Source organism: Exiguobacterium sp. s21 (assembly GCF_018617975.1).
GTDB classification, from domain to species: Bacteria; Bacillota; Bacilli; order Exiguobacteriales; family Exiguobacteriaceae; genus Exiguobacterium; species Exiguobacterium mexicanum_A.
The window spans coordinates 1-13,553 of the sequence record NZ_JACSLF010000011.1; the positions used below are offsets into that span (position 1 = coordinate 1).

Below are 13,553 nucleotides of genomic sequence, written 5' to 3' on the forward strand. Positions count from 1 at the left end.
AAAGATGACTCCCGTACAGTACAGGAATCATCTCCTTGAATCAGCATAAGTTTTTTTATTAATGTCCTTTACAAGGGGTACAGATTACACTCGTTTGGGCGCTTTTTCTCTAGGAGGGATTCTGTGATTGCCATCGGTCCATTGAACGTTCGACTCGATTTGCTGGCTATGATGGCCAGCCTACTTATTCTCTACATCGGCTTTAAAAAAATCGGCTTGTCAGAAAAAGAACGCGACGCCGTCCTCGGCACCTGGTTCGCCGGCTTTCTCGCATGGAAAGGAAGTGCGATCGTCCTCGGTCTCGCGTCGACGGGAAGTTTGGCCTTATCCCTTTATGCGATCGGCGGCACGTGGTCACTTCTCATTGCCGCTGCCGTGATTGCTATTTTTGTATTCCGGCTCACGCCTAGCCTTCGTGGCTATTGGTTGTTCTCGGCCTTGGTCTTTTGGTTTGCGGTGACGCTCGTCGTCCCCAAATATGGGATGCTCCCACTGCTCTCATCTCCGCAACCGCTCCATATCTATATGGCCGGCCTAATCGCCTTGCTGCTCGTCACGACATGGCGCTGGATGCAGAGTCCTACGCTCGGATTGTTACTCTGGACCGTGGTCGGTGCGTTCGCGATTTGGTCGGTCGGGTCGCTTGTGACCGATACATTCGAGTTGTGGTCGCTCATTCCGCTCTTTCTTCTCATCGCCGTCGCCACATATGTAGCACGGCCATCTCAAAAGGCGGTCCAATACGGACTCGGGCTCATCGTCGTGCTCGCCGTCATCAATGCGAGCTTACCGGACGAGACGCCACGGCTCGAGGCCGACTCGTCCCAGACCGGATTGAACATCGGCCAAGTCCCACCGAATTTTGAGTTGAAGCGAACCGATGGGACGCCGTTCAACTTGGAAGATTTACGCGGTGAGCGGGTCGTCGTCAACTTCTGGGCATCGTGGTGCCCTCCGTGCCGGGCCGAGATGCCGGATATGGCCAAGTTTGCCCGAGAACAAGACGATGTGACCATCGTCGCCGTCAATACGACGACGAGTGAACGGGACATCGAGGATGCGCGGACGTTCGTCGCCCCATATGAAGATGCGTTCAAGGTCGTCTATGACGAGGAAGGAATCGTCGGTAACGCCTACCGAATTCAAGCGATGCCGACAACATACGTCCTTGATGAAAATGGGGTCATCATTGCCAAGCAATTCGGCGCGATCGACCACGCCTGGCTCGATGCCGAGACAAACTAAAACCGCCTCCCGGCGGTTTTTTCATTGCTTCAAATAGCCTTGCGTCTTCAAGAAGTCTTTCACGTCGAGCCGGGTTGGTTTCGACAACATCCGTCCCATTTGTCCGGTCCACGTGTCGCTTCGTTGGTTCGACCCACGGGCCGCGTAGTAGTCATGAATCGTCGCATCATACGCATCGAGTTCTTGTTTCAGTTGCTCGGTGTCGGCGACGTATGTGTTCTCATGATAAATATGTTCGAGCGGGAGGCGCGGTTTCTGGTCTTCGACGTGCTCCGGGACACCGACAGCAAGTCCGAAGAGCGGCAATACCCGCTCCGGTAAACTGAGCAGTTCCTTCACAGCGAACATGTCATTGCGGATTCCGCCGATATAGCAAATGCCGAGGCCCATCGATTCAGCGGCCACGACCGCGTTTTGGGACGCGAGCGCGGCATCGATGACCGCGACGAGCAACTTCTCGTCGGTCTCGAGCGTCGCATTCACGTCTGCCTCCCGCAGTTCTCCAATCAACTCGTGTCGATACAAATCGGCGCAGAAGACGAAGAAGTGACCGTTGTCGATGACGTATTGCTGGTTACCGGCGATTTCGGCTAGCCTTGCTTTCTTCTCCGGGTCGGTCACCCCGATGATAGAATAGGCTTGGATGAAGCTCGACGTCGAAGCGCGCTGGGCACTCTCGACGATGAGTCGGATTTGTTCGTCGGTCAACGTCTCATTCGTGAATGAGCGGACGGAGCGATGATTCAATAGTGTGTCGATGACTTGGTTCATGTGTAACATCCCCCTTTTTTCTTATCTTGGCATATGGACGGGCTTGGGACAATTTTTGAGATTCGAACCACTTATCCTCCTAAGGTAAAAAAAAACAAAAACAGAGATGCAGCTACGCATCTCTGTTGCGGACAAGTTATTCCGTCACTTGATTCAAGAATGGTGTGATATCGACGTTGAGTGCTTCCGAGAGACGCGCGCCGAGGTCGCGGTCGGCCCGGTAGAAGTTGCAAATCAAGAGCAGCACCGTATTCTCATGGCGAACTTCTTTAATGTGTGCCACCAAGTTGTTCACGAGCGCCGTTTTCTCTTCTTCCGAGTAGCGACGGTACACTTCACCCGCTTGACCGAAGTCGTTCGTCTTCTCGATTTTTTGACGACCGGCTACGCCTGTGAGCGGTTGTTCCGTCTCGATATAAGCCGCGTCCGGTTTCGGTGCGTCCTCATAGCGGTTTGGTTCATAGTTGACCGGGCTCGTCTGTTGTTTGAACGGCATCGCCCCATCACGCTGATTGTTCGACACTTGTGCGAACGGGCAGTTGATTGGGAGCTGCAAATAGTTTGCCCCGATGCGGTAACGTTGCGTGTCCGAATACGAGAACAAGCGGCCTTGGAGCATCTTGTCTTCAGACGGTTGAATTCCAGGAACGAGCACACCCGGGTTGAAACCGACCGACTCTGTCTCGGCGAAGAAGTTGTCGACGTTCTTGTTGAGTATCATCGTACCGACAAGTTGATACGGGATGACGTCTTCGAACCAATCTTTCGTCGCGTCGAGCGGATCGAAGTCAAAGTTGTCCATATCGGCCGGGTCGAGGATTTGGACGTAAAGATCCCACTCCGGGAAGTCGCCTTCCTCGATGGCGTTGAACAAGTCGCGTGTCGCATGGTTGAAGTCTTCGGCCTGCACTTTCGCCGCTTCTTCCATCGACAAGTTTTTAATACCTTGTTTCGGGACCCAACGGAGTTTTATGTACACCGTGTTTCCGTATTCGTTGACCCATTTGAATGAGTGGACCGATGAGCCGCGCATATGACGGTATGACGCTGGAATTCCTTCATCGCTGAACAAGTGGATGAGCATGCTCGTCGATTCCGGCGTGAGCGACATGAAGTCGAAGAAACGGTCCGGGTCTTGCAGGTTCGTCCGCGGGTCTGGTTTGAGTGAGTGGATTACATCCGGGAATTTGATGGCGTCACGGATAAAGAAGACTGGCAAGTTGTTTCCGACGAAGTCGTAGTTCCCTTCTTCCGTGTAAAACTTGACCGAGAATCCACGTGGGTCACGAAGCGTCTCTGGTGAGCCGAGACCATGAATGACGGTCGAGAAGCGAGCAAAGACTGGTGTCTCTTGTCCCTCTTCCTGCAAAAATTTGGCTTTTGTATATCGTTTCATGCTATTTTTAACTTTGAAGACACCGTGGGCTCCGGCGCCACGGGCATGAACGACCCGTTCCGGTACGCGCTCACGGTCAAAGTGGGCGAGTTTCTCAATTAGCTGATAATCTTCGAGAAGTGTCGGGCCGCGACGACCCGCTGTGATGGAGTTGGCGTTATCCCCGATTGGGACGCCTTGGTTAGTAGTTAGATGACGGTGTTGATCCATTAATATTGCCTCCTCTTAATAATCATTATTACAAGATTAATAATATTAAAAGATAATAATTATTACAAATAAAACGCTCGATGGACTCGAGCGTTTTTGAAATCGCTTTCAATTTTTATGTTTGTGCCGTTGTTCTTTCCGATGGATTTCGGTCACAAGGAGAGCCGCAATGATACCTCCGAGTGATCCCGCGACGATGTCGACCATCGTGTCATCATTCCCGTTCCCTTGCATCGTCGTGTTCAACACCAAGTCCGATGTGAATTCATACATTTCCCAAAGCGCTGCCCCGGCCATTGCGAAAACAACGATATAGACGAAGACGAACCGCTTCGGCATCTCGAGCCGGATGTCCTCATCAAGTCGACTTAAGAAATCGAAGCCGAGAAACGCCAAGAACACGCCGCTCAACACGTGCAGAAACGTGTCCCACCAACCGTTCGAATATAAACCGACGATCGAGCCCAAATATTGCGATGCGAACAAGAAAAGGATATAGGCGACTTTCATCTTGGCGTCGAACTCGGTTTTGAACGTTTTCTCGAGAATGAACGGAATCAATCCCGACACGATCCCCGCCCCAGCGACGCTCGCGTCAAACCATTCCCCTTCGATAATCGACGTGACGAGAATGATTGCCATGAACAACACGAACCCGAATTCCAATAGACGTCCTCGTGTCAGTTTCATCTCCTTACGCCTTCTTTCGTAAGAATGTCTCACCTACTCCATTCCCGTTTCAGCGACCGTTTCAACAACCTTGTCCGAAAATTCGTGCTTTTGTCGGATTCTTCCGTCACCCGTTTGTCTCATACTGAAAGAAACGATTCGAGGAGGAACACTCATGACGATCAACCCTTATCTCAATTTCAATGGCGACTGTCGCGACGCCGTCCTGTTTTATGCCGACGTCTTCGCCGAGCCCGCCCCGGATATCATGACGTTCGGTGCCCAGCCTGGACCGGACGGTGAACCTGTACCGGACGAGCTGGCCGACCTCGTCCTCCATGCCCGTCTGAGCGTCCATGGTACATCGCTCATGTTTTCGGACGCTATGCCGGACGGTCCGGTCACGTTCGGGCAGAACATCACACTCGCCGTCGTGACAGATGACCTCCACGCCATCCGTCGAGAATTCGAGGCTTTATCTGCCGGTGGCCGTGTCCTTATGCCGCTCCAAGAGACGTTCTGGAGCAAGGCGTATGGCATGGTCGAAGACCGTTTCGGTGTCCAATGGCAATTCAGTCACGAGGCTTGACCATGACAAAGACCCCATGCTACTTGCGATGGGGTCTTTCGACTCTTTTTATGATTAGCATTATGACGGGGCCATGAATCAACATTAAATTACTTGTGAACGGAGAAACAAGGCTGTAAGCAAAATGAGATAAAAATTATCTGTTTCTCTATATCGCGTTTAAAAATGAGATTCTGGGTATAAAGTGAAAAAAACTTTCAGGGAGATGGGATAAACTCATGAAAGAAGACAAACACGAACACTCAAATATTCCAATTTGGGCTTATGAGACTATTGAAATAGAAGATTCTAACGTGCATTGGGCACGGTTAGGTCTACAAGAAACAAGAGAGTTGTTCGACTTACTTTCAAAGTTTGACATCAAGGAAGCAGAACACATAGGTAGTACGGCCGTTCCTGGTCTACCCGCAAAACCTATTATAGATGTGATGATTAGTATCGAATCGTTTGAAAAAATCCACGATATTGTTGATACATTAACGTTGCATGATTGGCACTATGTACCACCTGAACTAGATGGACAAGCCTGGCGGAGATTTTTTGTGAAAGTAAAAAATGATAAGCGAGTTGCTCATTTACACATCATGAAAGTGGCAGAAGATCGTTGGGGAAAACAGATTGAGTTTCGAGATAAACTACGAGACAATCCTTCGCTTGTAAAAGAGTACGGGCTTCTTAAAAGGCATTTAGCAAAAGAATTTCGTAATGACCGAGAAAAGTATACTCAAGCTAAAGCTGCCTTTATAAGTCAAGTATTAAACACCTGACTTGGAGGCACGGAAACACGAATTGGGCAAACATGACTGCAACAATGCTTCACTTCGGGCAGAACCATCAATAAAAAAAGAATCAGACCGCATGTTGCGATTTGATTCGGTAACAGCTCGAGACCCCATCGCAAATCCGCGATGGGGTCTCGTTTATTTCTGGGCGACAAAAAAGATTCGTTCCGCGTTCGGGCCCGGAGCTTGGTCCGTAAAGTCAGCGGTGACCGATTTCACATGGAAGCCGGCCCCGATGAGCCATTGCATATATTGCCCCGGTTCGTACGTCCGTTGCTCGTGTGTCTCTTCAACACGCTCATACGTGCCATCTTCGAGGGCGACGAAGAACGTCAAATCGTGTACGACCGAGAGCGGTGCTTCGCCTGGGTCGGCGAACCAGATGTACGAGCAGTCTTCCCCGTTCGAGGCATACGTCTTCTGGTTGAAGAGCGTCTGCATCTTGTTCGGCGAATGTACATCGAAGATGAACATGCCACCCGGTTTCAATTGTTCGTACACCGCCTCGAACGTGTCGATGACGTCGGCCTCATCCTCGAGGTAGCAGAGCGAGTCACAAAGGATCGTCACGGCGTCGACCGGGTGTGGCAATTCAAGCTCCCGCATGTCCTGTTGCCAGAGCGGGAGCGTGATGCCTGCCTCGAGCGCCTTCTCTTGGGCGACTTCGAGCATCGACTCGGATAAATCGAGTCCGATCGTCTCGTAATGTTCCGCCAAGCGAATCGTCGCCGAGCCCGTCCCGCATCCGACGTCAGCAAGCGATGCACCGTCTTGGACGTGGCGACGCACGAAGGCGACCCAATCCTCGTACGGGGCATCTTTCATTAACTCATCGTAGACGTAGGCGAACCCTTCGTACGCCATTAGCCGACTTCCACTTCAACGTGTGGCGCATCTGCCCACAATTTTTCAAGGTTGTAGTAGTCGCGGTCATCGCGATGGAAGATGTGGACGACGACGTTTTCGAGGTCAGCGAGCACCCAACGTGCCGAGTCCATGCCTTCGAATTTGTGGAGCGGAAGCTCGTGCTCGCCGGCCACGTCTTTGATTTCGCGTGCAATCGCTTGGACTTGCTTCTCTGAGTTACCGTGGCAGATGACGAAATAATCTGCGACCGGTGAGATGCCTTCCATGTCGAGGACGACGATATCTTCGGCACGCTTATCGTCAGCGGCCTTCACGATCAATTCTAATTCTTCTTTTACAGTCATACTGTACCTCCTAGGGTGTTTTCACAAAATGGTTATACGTCTCAATCGTCAGTGGAAAGATTCGCACCGACTTCTTCAATAAATAATCGATTGTCTGACGCAACGTCGCGACGACTGCCGCTTCGAGCGAACGGTCCGCGAGGTCACGCAACGTGTCGACGCCCGGATACGACCGGTTCGGTTCAATCGCGTCCGCGACGAATAAAATCTGGTCGAGGCGTGACATGCCAGGCTCTCCGGTCGTATGGTTCTTAATGGCCGATACAACGGCCGGGTCAAGGTCATACGCCCGGTCTAACAGAATCGCGCCGACCGGTGCATGCAGCAGTTCGTCATCGAACGCAAGCAAGCTCGGGTCAAGGTTTTCCTCGACCACGACTTGGCGCATCATATCGCTATCCAAATATTTCGCATAGTCATGCAACATCGCCGCGAGACGTGCTTGCTCCACATCGGCACCGTATAAACGGGCCAACCGATCTGCCGTCTCAACGACACCGAGCGTGTGGATATAGCGTTTCTCCGGTAATGTCGCCTCAATCAATGATTGTGCTTCCTCATACGTCATACAAGTTGCGCTCCTTGATATAAGTTTCGACATCGCGTGGGACGAGATATTTGATTGACTTGTCCCGTTTCGCCCGTTCCCGGATATCGGTCGATGAGATCTCGAGTTGCGGCATATCGATTGTGCGCACATCTGCCTGTCTCGGGATGCGATACCGGCTACCCGGACGCGCAACGGCCCCGAACGTGACGAGGGTCACGAGCGTGTCGTAATCGTACCACTTCTCGAGCGACTCGAGCGAGTCCGCCCCGATCAAGAAGAAAAACGTGTCATCTGGGTACATGTCCCGCAACCGTCTCATCGTCTCGACCGTGTAAGACGGTTCGTCGCGTTCAAACTCGATCAAGCTCAGCTTGAAATCGGCTTGGTCCGCGATCGCCCGTCGTGTCATCTCGATCCGATCCTCGGCCGGACTGAACCCCGCCTTGTGAGGCGGGATCGCCGCCGGTAGAAACCAGACCTCGTCGAGGGCGAGCTGTTCACGTGCCTGCTCGGCAATCAACAAATGACCGAGATGCGGCGGGTCGAACGTGCCTCCCATCAGGCCGATGCGGCTCATGGAAGTTTAATTTGGCGATTTTCTTTCTCGGTCGCCTGTTTGTACAAGACGATGACTTTTCCGATCACTTGAACGACTTCGGCTTTCGTGCCCTCAGCCAATTCACCGGCTACATCTTTCGGCGTATCGGCACAGTTTTGGAGCACTTGAACTTTCAAGAGCTCACGTTTTTCGAGCGCGTCGCTGATGTCTTTGCACATCGCTTCGCTGACTCCATTTTTTCCGACCTGGTAAATCGGTGAAAGGTGGTGTGCTTCAGCACGTAAAAAGCGTTTTTGTTTACCTGATAACATACTATTTATTCCTCCAATAAGCTTTCAATTAACTTCATTCCGACAAGTTGATCCGGTCTCACACCTGTCCAATATTCAAACGCCAAAGCGCCTTGTCCGACGAACATGGCAGTTCCGTTGACGATTTTCGCGTCATTTTTGGCGGCTTCCTTTAAAAACGGTGTGACGAGTGGACGATATATGATATCACAAACGACGGTGTTTTGTCGTAAACCTTTTAATGATCGAGGCGAATGGATACCATCCATCCCCACCGAAGTCGTCTGGATGATCACGTCATAGCATGAGGGATCAATGTCGGTGAGCGCCTGCGCTTCAATGCCGAACGCCTCCGCGAGACGCTCCGCTCGTTCCATCGTTCGGTTTGTGACCGTGACGGCTCGGGTCGGCAAGGCGCTGATTATCCCGCGCGCTGCCCCACCTGCCCCGATAACGAGCACACGTCCCGTCCAATCGGTATGACGGTCGAGTGCGGTGACTAGACCCACACCGTCCGTATTCGTCCCAATCAGCTTTCCGTCCCGTTTATAGACCGTGTTGACGGCACCGGCGGCTTCAGCCGCCTGGTCAAGTTCGTCGAGATACGGGATGACCGCCTCTTTGTACGGAATCGTGACGTTAAAGCCGTCCCAGACGCCGTCCCGCATCGCTTGAAACAAGTCCCCGAGCTCGCCCGGGGCGACGTCGAGTGCTTCATAGTGCCCGAAAAGCCCAGACGCGCTCAGCCACTGCTCGTGCAGGACGGGAGAGAGCGAATGAGCAATCGGGTGACCGAGGACGGCCAGTCTCATACGAGCGCCTCACGCAATGTGACGGCCACTCCTTTTGGTGCCCATGCGGCGATGCGTCCACCTTTTCCGTGAATCGCAACCCAACCGAGTCCGCTGAAGACGATGTCGGTCTTGACGCCGTCACGGAGACTGAACTCGTGACGCACGAGCGGAGGCAACATTTGTAATGTCTTCTCGTTCGGCGGGTTGAGCATCTTACCGATATGGTTTTCGTATAGTTCATCTGCTTTATCGAGCTTCGTCCGGTGTGTCTTCAACTCGTTTGACATGTAGACAACGAATGAGCGCTTGTTGCCTTCCATGTAGTCGAGACGGGCGAGTCCACCGAAGAAGAGCGTCTGTTGCGGGTTCAACTGGAACACGTGCGGCTTGATCTCTTTTTTCGGGGTGATCGTTTTCAAATCTTTCGCATCGACGTAATGCGCCATTTGGTGACGATTGATAATCCCTGGCGTGTCATAAAGGTTCGCATCATCATCGAGCGGGATATCGATCAAGTCGAGCGTCGTTCCCGGGAAATGACTGACCGTGATGATGGCTTCGTCCTCTGCCCCGAAACGTTTGATGACTTGGTTGATGAGCGTCGACTTCCCGACGTTCGTACAACCGACGACATAGACGTCCTTGCCTTTCCGATAATATTCGATCTTTTCGGCAAGCTCGTCGATCCCGTGACCTTTTTTCGCACTGATCAAATGGACGTCAATCGGTTCCAAACCGAGCTCTTTCGCTTCGGCCTTCATCCAGTTAGACATCCGGTTCGGGTTAACCGATTTCGGCAACAAGTCGACCTTGTTCCCGACCAAGAGGACGGGGTTTGTGCCGACCGAGCGTTGGAGCCCCGGCAACCAGCTACCGTTGAAGTCGAAGATGTCGACGATTTTGATGACGAGCGCTTCTTTCGCGCTGATGCCGTTTAAGATACGCAAGAAGTCGTCATCTGTCAGTTCGACGTCTTGAATTTGATTGTAGTGCTTCAATTTGAAGCAGCGTTGGCAAATGACGATCTCGCGATCGAGTGCCGATTTTGGTGCATAACCGACACCGGTCGGGTCTTCCGTTTGAATGGCGACGCCGCAACCGGCGCAATAACGTTTTGTTTCTTCCATAATGTTGTCTGCTGTCATTTGAGTTGCCTCTTCTTCATTCACCGTAGCGCCTCGCCGCTACTCCTGAAGCGTTAATTCCGACGCCTTACGCGCCGTACATGGACAGCCTCCTTCTTCCTGTGCGTTCGAGGTCCTTATTCATCTTTTTTATGTGAATCTTCGGAACGAGAGTGCATCGCTTCACCGATTTTCTCAGCGACCGCCACTTTTGCGCGCTTCGCATCGACAGCGATTTCCTCAACTTTTTTCGTGATCAACACGTACTTCCCGCGACGTTTCATATGGGCGAACACGACTTTTTCAAGCATGCGATTGAACTTGGTGACGAGTCCGTCCGTCTTGACGACCGGTTGCACGTGGATGACGTGAATCCCGGCCATATTGGCGCCGAGCACGTCCGTGAACAATTGATCGCCTAAGAAGATGGCTTCTTTCGTAGAGTATCCATATTTTGCGAGCGCCTGTTTGAATCCAGACGGCAACGGCTTTTTCGCACGCGCCACATAGTGAAGGCCGAGCGGTTCCGTGAACGTACGTACGCGGTTCTCGTTGTTATTCGAGACGACGATGACATCGAGTCCGTGTGATTTCACTTTTTCAAGCCATAGCAAAAGAAGCTCCGGTGCGTGCGGGACGTCCCAGGCCACGAGTGTATTATCAAGGTCCGTCAAAATGACGCGAACCCCACGGTCTTTCAATTCTTCAAGGTCGATGTCAAAAACTGACGCGACGAACTGTTTCGGATAAAGTCGATTAAACACGTTTAAATTCCTCCAATTAGCTAAAGCGATTCAACTACTATACATGTAGTGATATCCCTTCTATGGTAAACGAAAACCGACCAAACGACTAGTGTATCGTTCGGTCGGCCTGAAAAAGTTTTTAAAATCAATCGTTTTGCATCGTCCCGATGACTTCTCCGAGTCGAACCGGGCCGATTTTGGCTGGGTCGATCGTGACGCGGCCTTTCTCAAAACAAAGGATGACGGTCGAACCGAATGAGAAATAACCGACCTCGTCGCCTTTGCCCGCGTGTTCGCCTTCAAGCGTCCATTCGATCGTATTGACGTTCAACGCCCCGACCATGATGTGCTCGTATACTCCAACGGCCGTCTCGAAGCGTGTGACGCGACGATAGTTGCGTGAGAGCGGACGAACCGTCTCCGTCAACCCGATGTCATTCACCGGTGCCGAACGGTCACCGAGTTCATAATGACTGAGCACCCGTCCGGCGAGCGGGACGTGGACGCGATGATAGTCACGCGGGCTCAAATAAAGGACACAGACCGTACCGCCGGCGTAACGTCTTGCTTCTTGTTGCGATCCGAGCAGTTCGGCGAGGGTGTACGACTGACCCTTGACCTCGAAGCGGCTGTCGTCCGTAATATCGGCCACGATGGATAGTTTCCCGTCACATGGCGAGACGACCGAGTCCGGACTTGCATCGATCGGCCGGACCCCTTCTTTCAAATGACGTGTAAAAAAGGCGTGCAGACTCGGATAAGCCTCGATCGGCTCCGCCGCTTCATCAAGATTGACTTGATACGTTTTCGCAAACGAAGGGATGAAGGACCGGCTCGCTGACGATTCAGCGAAGGCACGGAGTCGTTTGGCAATGACCGGGGTCGCGTTCAACTCAAACAAAGTCTGATACAAGCGGCTTTTTATCACTGTGCGCCCTCCTCGTTTTTAAAGAACGTCTCGTATTGTTGTTCAGAGACGGCACCTTCCACACGATCGACTTCCTTTCCATCTTGGAAACGAATCATTGTCGGTGTTCCGTTGATGCCGTAAGTCGTCCAGACGTTGTGGTCGGCCAAGTTGATCGACACGGCGTCATATTCTTCGATGAGTGGCTCGACGTACGGTTTGACTTGCTCACAGTATTCGCAACCAGTCTGCCAGAAGTAGACGACGACTTCCTCTTCTTCTGAAATCTTCGTCTCAAGCTCGTCCGGTGTGACAGCGTTGACGCCTGTCTCCTCGTTCGCATTGTTCAAGAAGAACAAGAGAGCGATCCCGACGATGATGATGACACCGATGATGGCGAACGTGATGAAGTTCGCCCGTTTGGCACTGTTTTTCATATTCGATTCCTCCTAAATAATATAAAAAGAACTGACTCGGATATGAGCCAGCTTGGTTGTAGACGTCTTACTTCTCTTGTGCGACGTCACTAATCCCCATATCTTGGTTAAGCGTGTCCAAGAGTACAATAAAGATCGTGATGACGACGCCAAAGAATGTCGCGAGCATCGCGTTGAACGACACGCCATCGACAGCAGAAATGATAAAGATTGCTGTATTCGAAAGCAAGATCGCCCAGAACAATGTGACTAAGTAACGCATCGATAGTCCCCTCCATCTCACAGATGATTCATGAAAAATTCATACGACCTTAGTATAGCATTGTTACCGTAAAATGTGCGACCTCGATTGTATATTCTTTCCGTCGAAACGGGAAATATGGTACGGTTTGAGAAATAAGCATCTCGTAGAAAAGAGGAACCCTTTATGTCACGTTATTTAATCGCAGTCGATTTAGATGGAACGTTGTTGCGCGACGACAAGACGATCAGTGAGCGCAACGTACGCGCGCTTCAAGCGGCCCGTGAGGCCGGTCATGAAGTCATGATCGCGACCGGACGCCCACAACGCCATTCGATCATGTATTACGAAGAGCTCGGCTTGACGACACCGCTCATCAACTTTAACGGAGCGCTCGTCCATCACCCGAAAGATCCGTCATACAAAGTGACGCACCGGCCGATCCCGCTCAAGACGGCGCACGAGATCATCGAAGAAGTCTCGGACACGAAAGCGCACAACATCGTCGTCGAAGTGACCGACCACGTCTACTTCCATAAAGACCCGCAAGAGTTTTATAGCCCGTATGCCGAGCGCGCGCTCAGCGTCACGTCAGGCAACTTGCTCAAGCATTTGCAGGATGAGCCGACATCGCTCCTCATCCACGCGACGAAAGAGCACGTCGACAACGTCCGTGCTCGTTTGAATAAAGTCCACGCCGAGGCCGTCTTGAACCGCCAATGGCGCATGCCGGAGCACATGATCGAAGTCATGAGCCAGAACACGTCGAAAGCGCTCGGGTTGCGCGAAGTTTCGAAACATCTCGGCATCAACCGCAAAAACATCATCGCGTTCGGCGACGAGGAAAACGACCTCGAGATGCTCGACTACGTCGGCACCGGCGTCGCGATGGGCAACGCCATCAGCCAGTTGAAAGCCGTCGCGGATGAAGTGACCGCGTCGAACATGGAAGACGGCATCGCCATCTACCTCGAAGAACAGCTTGGCATCAAAGCATAATCCACACACCGACTGTTCCTGCAGTCGGTGTGT

General features: G+C 52.0%; 18 protein-coding genes. 4 read left to right on the forward strand and 14 right to left on the reverse strand.

Annotated features, from left to right (window positions below; all coding sequences use genetic code 11):
- The first annotated feature begins 123 nt into the window (after nucleotides 1–123).
- A complete protein-coding gene (locus KNP06_RS11840) occupies nucleotides 124–1,245 on the forward strand; it encodes a redoxin family protein (protein WP_214707952.1) in 1,122 nt (373 codons plus the stop codon).
- A 21-nt stretch (nucleotides 1,246–1,266) separates the two neighbouring features.
- Here the strand turns inward: KNP06_RS11840 and nfsA are convergent, their stop codons facing one another.
- From nfsA to KNP06_RS11855, 3 genes are all read right to left on the reverse strand, one after another.
- Nucleotides 1,267–2,016, reverse strand: a complete 750-nt coding sequence (gene nfsA, locus KNP06_RS11845) for an oxygen-insensitive NADPH nitroreductase (protein WP_214707950.1) — start codon at nucleotides 2,014–2,016, stop codon at nucleotides 1,267–1,269.
- A gap of 136 nt (nucleotides 2,017–2,152) precedes the next feature.
- Nucleotides 2,153–3,622 (reverse strand): catalase, encoded by a 1,470-nt coding sequence (locus KNP06_RS11850; RefSeq protein WP_214707948.1) that lies wholly within the window; start codon nucleotides 3,620–3,622, stop codon nucleotides 2,153–2,155.
- A gap of 108 nt (nucleotides 3,623–3,730) precedes the next feature.
- The gene (locus KNP06_RS11855; protein ID WP_214707946.1) at nucleotides 3,731–4,312 is read right to left on the reverse strand and encodes a DUF2238 domain-containing protein; all 582 of its coding nucleotides are present in this window, start codon (nucleotides 4,310–4,312) and stop codon (nucleotides 3,731–3,733) included.
- A 154-nt stretch (nucleotides 4,313–4,466) separates the two neighbouring features.
- On the opposite strand from KNP06_RS11855, the gene KNP06_RS11860 reads away from it, so the two are divergent.
- Together KNP06_RS11860 and KNP06_RS11865 are read left to right on the forward strand one after the other, a co-directional pair.
- Nucleotides 4,467–4,880, forward strand: coding sequence for a VOC family protein (locus tag KNP06_RS11860; RefSeq protein WP_214707944.1), 414 nt, complete (start codon nucleotides 4,467–4,469; stop codon nucleotides 4,878–4,880).
- A 218-nt stretch (nucleotides 4,881–5,098) separates the two neighbouring features.
- Entirely contained in the window at nucleotides 5,099–5,647 is a 549-nt protein-coding gene (locus KNP06_RS11865; protein WP_214707943.1) for a GrpB family protein, read from the forward strand.
- Between the two features lie 153 nt (nucleotides 5,648–5,800).
- Here the strand turns inward: KNP06_RS11865 and KNP06_RS11870 are convergent, their stop codons facing one another.
- From KNP06_RS11870 to KNP06_RS11920, 11 genes are all read right to left on the reverse strand, one after another.
- Complete coding sequence (locus KNP06_RS11870) at nucleotides 5,801–6,526, reverse strand: class I SAM-dependent DNA methyltransferase (RefSeq protein ID WP_034776641.1); 726 nt, start codon at nucleotides 6,524–6,526, stop codon at nucleotides 5,801–5,803.
- Complete coding sequence (rsfS, locus tag KNP06_RS11875; protein WP_034776639.1) at nucleotides 6,526–6,873, reverse strand: ribosome silencing factor; 348 nt, start codon at nucleotides 6,871–6,873, stop codon at nucleotides 6,526–6,528. Before rsfS ends, KNP06_RS11870 begins: the two co-directional genes overlap by 1 nt.
- Before the next feature lie 10 nt (nucleotides 6,874–6,883).
- Nucleotides 6,884–7,441: a bis(5'-nucleosyl)-tetraphosphatase (symmetrical) YqeK gene (yqeK, locus tag KNP06_RS11880; RefSeq protein ID WP_214707941.1), complete on the reverse strand. Its 558-nt coding sequence runs from the start codon at nucleotides 7,439–7,441 to the stop codon at nucleotides 6,884–6,886.
- Nucleotides 7,431–8,000, reverse strand: coding sequence for a nicotinate-nucleotide adenylyltransferase (locus KNP06_RS11885; protein ID WP_138859847.1), 570 nt, complete (start codon nucleotides 7,998–8,000; stop codon nucleotides 7,431–7,433). The genes yqeK and KNP06_RS11885 overlap by 11 nt, the downstream gene beginning before the upstream one ends.
- The gene (gene yhbY / locus KNP06_RS11890; protein WP_034776635.1) at nucleotides 7,997–8,293 is read right to left on the reverse strand and encodes a ribosome assembly RNA-binding protein YhbY; all 297 of its coding nucleotides are present in this window, start codon (nucleotides 8,291–8,293) and stop codon (nucleotides 7,997–7,999) included. The genes KNP06_RS11885 and yhbY overlap by 4 nt, the downstream gene beginning before the upstream one ends.
- Before the next feature lie 5 nt (nucleotides 8,294–8,298).
- Nucleotides 8,299–9,084: a shikimate dehydrogenase gene (gene aroE, locus KNP06_RS11895; protein ID WP_214707939.1), complete on the reverse strand. Its 786-nt coding sequence runs from the start codon at nucleotides 9,082–9,084 to the stop codon at nucleotides 8,299–8,301.
- Nucleotides 9,081–10,193 carry a ribosome biogenesis GTPase YqeH gene (yqeH, locus tag KNP06_RS11900; RefSeq protein WP_034779781.1) on the reverse strand — a complete coding sequence of 371 codons (1,113 nt, stop codon included), beginning with the start codon at nucleotides 10,191–10,193 and terminating at the stop codon, nucleotides 9,081–9,083. Before yqeH ends, aroE begins: the two co-directional genes overlap by 4 nt.
- A 134-nt stretch (nucleotides 10,194–10,327) precedes the next feature.
- The gene (locus KNP06_RS11905) at nucleotides 10,328–10,954 is read right to left on the reverse strand and encodes a YqeG family HAD IIIA-type phosphatase (protein WP_034776630.1); all 627 of its coding nucleotides are present in this window, start codon (nucleotides 10,952–10,954) and stop codon (nucleotides 10,328–10,330) included.
- A 127-nt stretch (nucleotides 10,955–11,081) separates the two neighbouring features.
- Complete coding sequence (locus KNP06_RS11910) at nucleotides 11,082–11,864, reverse strand: phosphatidylserine decarboxylase (protein ID WP_214707937.1); 783 nt, start codon at nucleotides 11,862–11,864, stop codon at nucleotides 11,082–11,084.
- A complete protein-coding gene (locus KNP06_RS11915) occupies nucleotides 11,861–12,280 on the reverse strand; it encodes a thioredoxin family protein (RefSeq protein ID WP_214707935.1) in 420 nt (139 codons plus the stop codon). Before KNP06_RS11915 ends, KNP06_RS11910 begins: the two co-directional genes overlap by 4 nt.
- A 67-nt stretch (nucleotides 12,281–12,347) precedes the next feature.
- On the reverse strand, nucleotides 12,348–12,542 hold the full coding sequence (locus tag KNP06_RS11920) for a YjzD family protein (RefSeq protein WP_034776626.1): 195 nt from the start codon (nucleotides 12,540–12,542) through the stop codon (nucleotides 12,348–12,350).
- Between the two features lie 165 nt (nucleotides 12,543–12,707).
- On the opposite strand from KNP06_RS11920, the gene KNP06_RS11925 reads away from it, so the two are divergent.
- Nucleotides 12,708–13,520: a Cof-type HAD-IIB family hydrolase gene (locus KNP06_RS11925; protein WP_138859850.1), complete on the forward strand. Its 813-nt coding sequence runs from the start codon at nucleotides 12,708–12,710 to the stop codon at nucleotides 13,518–13,520.
- Nucleotides 13,521–13,553: the final 33 nt, after the last annotated feature.

Excerpts from the sequence above, each read along its gene's own strand:
- nfsA (WP_214707950.1), bottom strand. The coding sequence starts at position 2,016 with ATGAACCAAGTCATCGACACACTATTGAATCATCGCTCCGTCCGCTCA.
- KNP06_RS11850 (WP_214707948.1), bottom strand. The coding sequence starts at position 3,622 with ATGGATCAACACCGTCATCTAACTACTAACCAAGGCGTCCCAATCGGG.
- KNP06_RS11855 (WP_214707946.1), bottom strand. The coding sequence starts at position 4,312 with ATGAAACTGACACGAGGACGTCTATTGGAATTCGGGTTCGTGTTGTTC.
- KNP06_RS11860 (WP_214707944.1), top strand. The coding sequence starts at position 4,467 with ATGACGATCAACCCTTATCTCAATTTCAATGGCGACTGTCGCGACGCC.
- KNP06_RS11865 (WP_214707943.1), top strand. The coding sequence starts at position 5,099 with ATGAAAGAAGACAAACACGAACACTCAAATATTCCAATTTGGGCTTAT.
- KNP06_RS11870 (WP_034776641.1), bottom strand. The coding sequence starts at position 6,526 with ATGGCGTACGAAGGGTTCGCCTACGTCTACGATGAGTTAATGAAAGAT.
- rsfS (WP_034776639.1), bottom strand. The coding sequence starts at position 6,873 with ATGACTGTAAAAGAAGAATTAGAATTGATCGTGAAGGCCGCTGACGAT.
- yqeK (WP_214707941.1), bottom strand. The coding sequence starts at position 7,441 with ATGACGTATGAGGAAGCACAATCATTGATTGAGGCGACATTACCGGAG.
- KNP06_RS11885 (WP_138859847.1), bottom strand. The coding sequence starts at position 8,000 with ATGAGCCGCATCGGCCTGATGGGAGGCACGTTCGACCCGCCGCATCTC.
- yhbY (WP_034776635.1), bottom strand. The coding sequence starts at position 8,293 with ATGTTATCAGGTAAACAAAAACGCTTTTTACGTGCTGAAGCACACCAC.
- aroE (WP_214707939.1), bottom strand. The coding sequence starts at position 9,084 with ATGAGACTGGCCGTCCTCGGTCACCCGATTGCTCATTCGCTCTCTCCC.
- yqeH (WP_034779781.1), bottom strand. The coding sequence starts at position 10,193 with ATGGAAGAAACAAAACGTTATTGCGCCGGTTGCGGCGTCGCCATTCAA.
- KNP06_RS11915 (WP_214707935.1), bottom strand. The coding sequence starts at position 12,280 with ATGAAAAACAGTGCCAAACGGGCGAACTTCATCACGTTCGCCATCATC.
- KNP06_RS11920 (WP_034776626.1), bottom strand. The coding sequence starts at position 12,542 with ATGCGTTACTTAGTCACATTGTTCTGGGCGATCTTGCTTTCGAATACA.
- KNP06_RS11925 (WP_138859850.1), top strand. The coding sequence starts at position 12,708 with ATGTCACGTTATTTAATCGCAGTCGATTTAGATGGAACGTTGTTGCGC.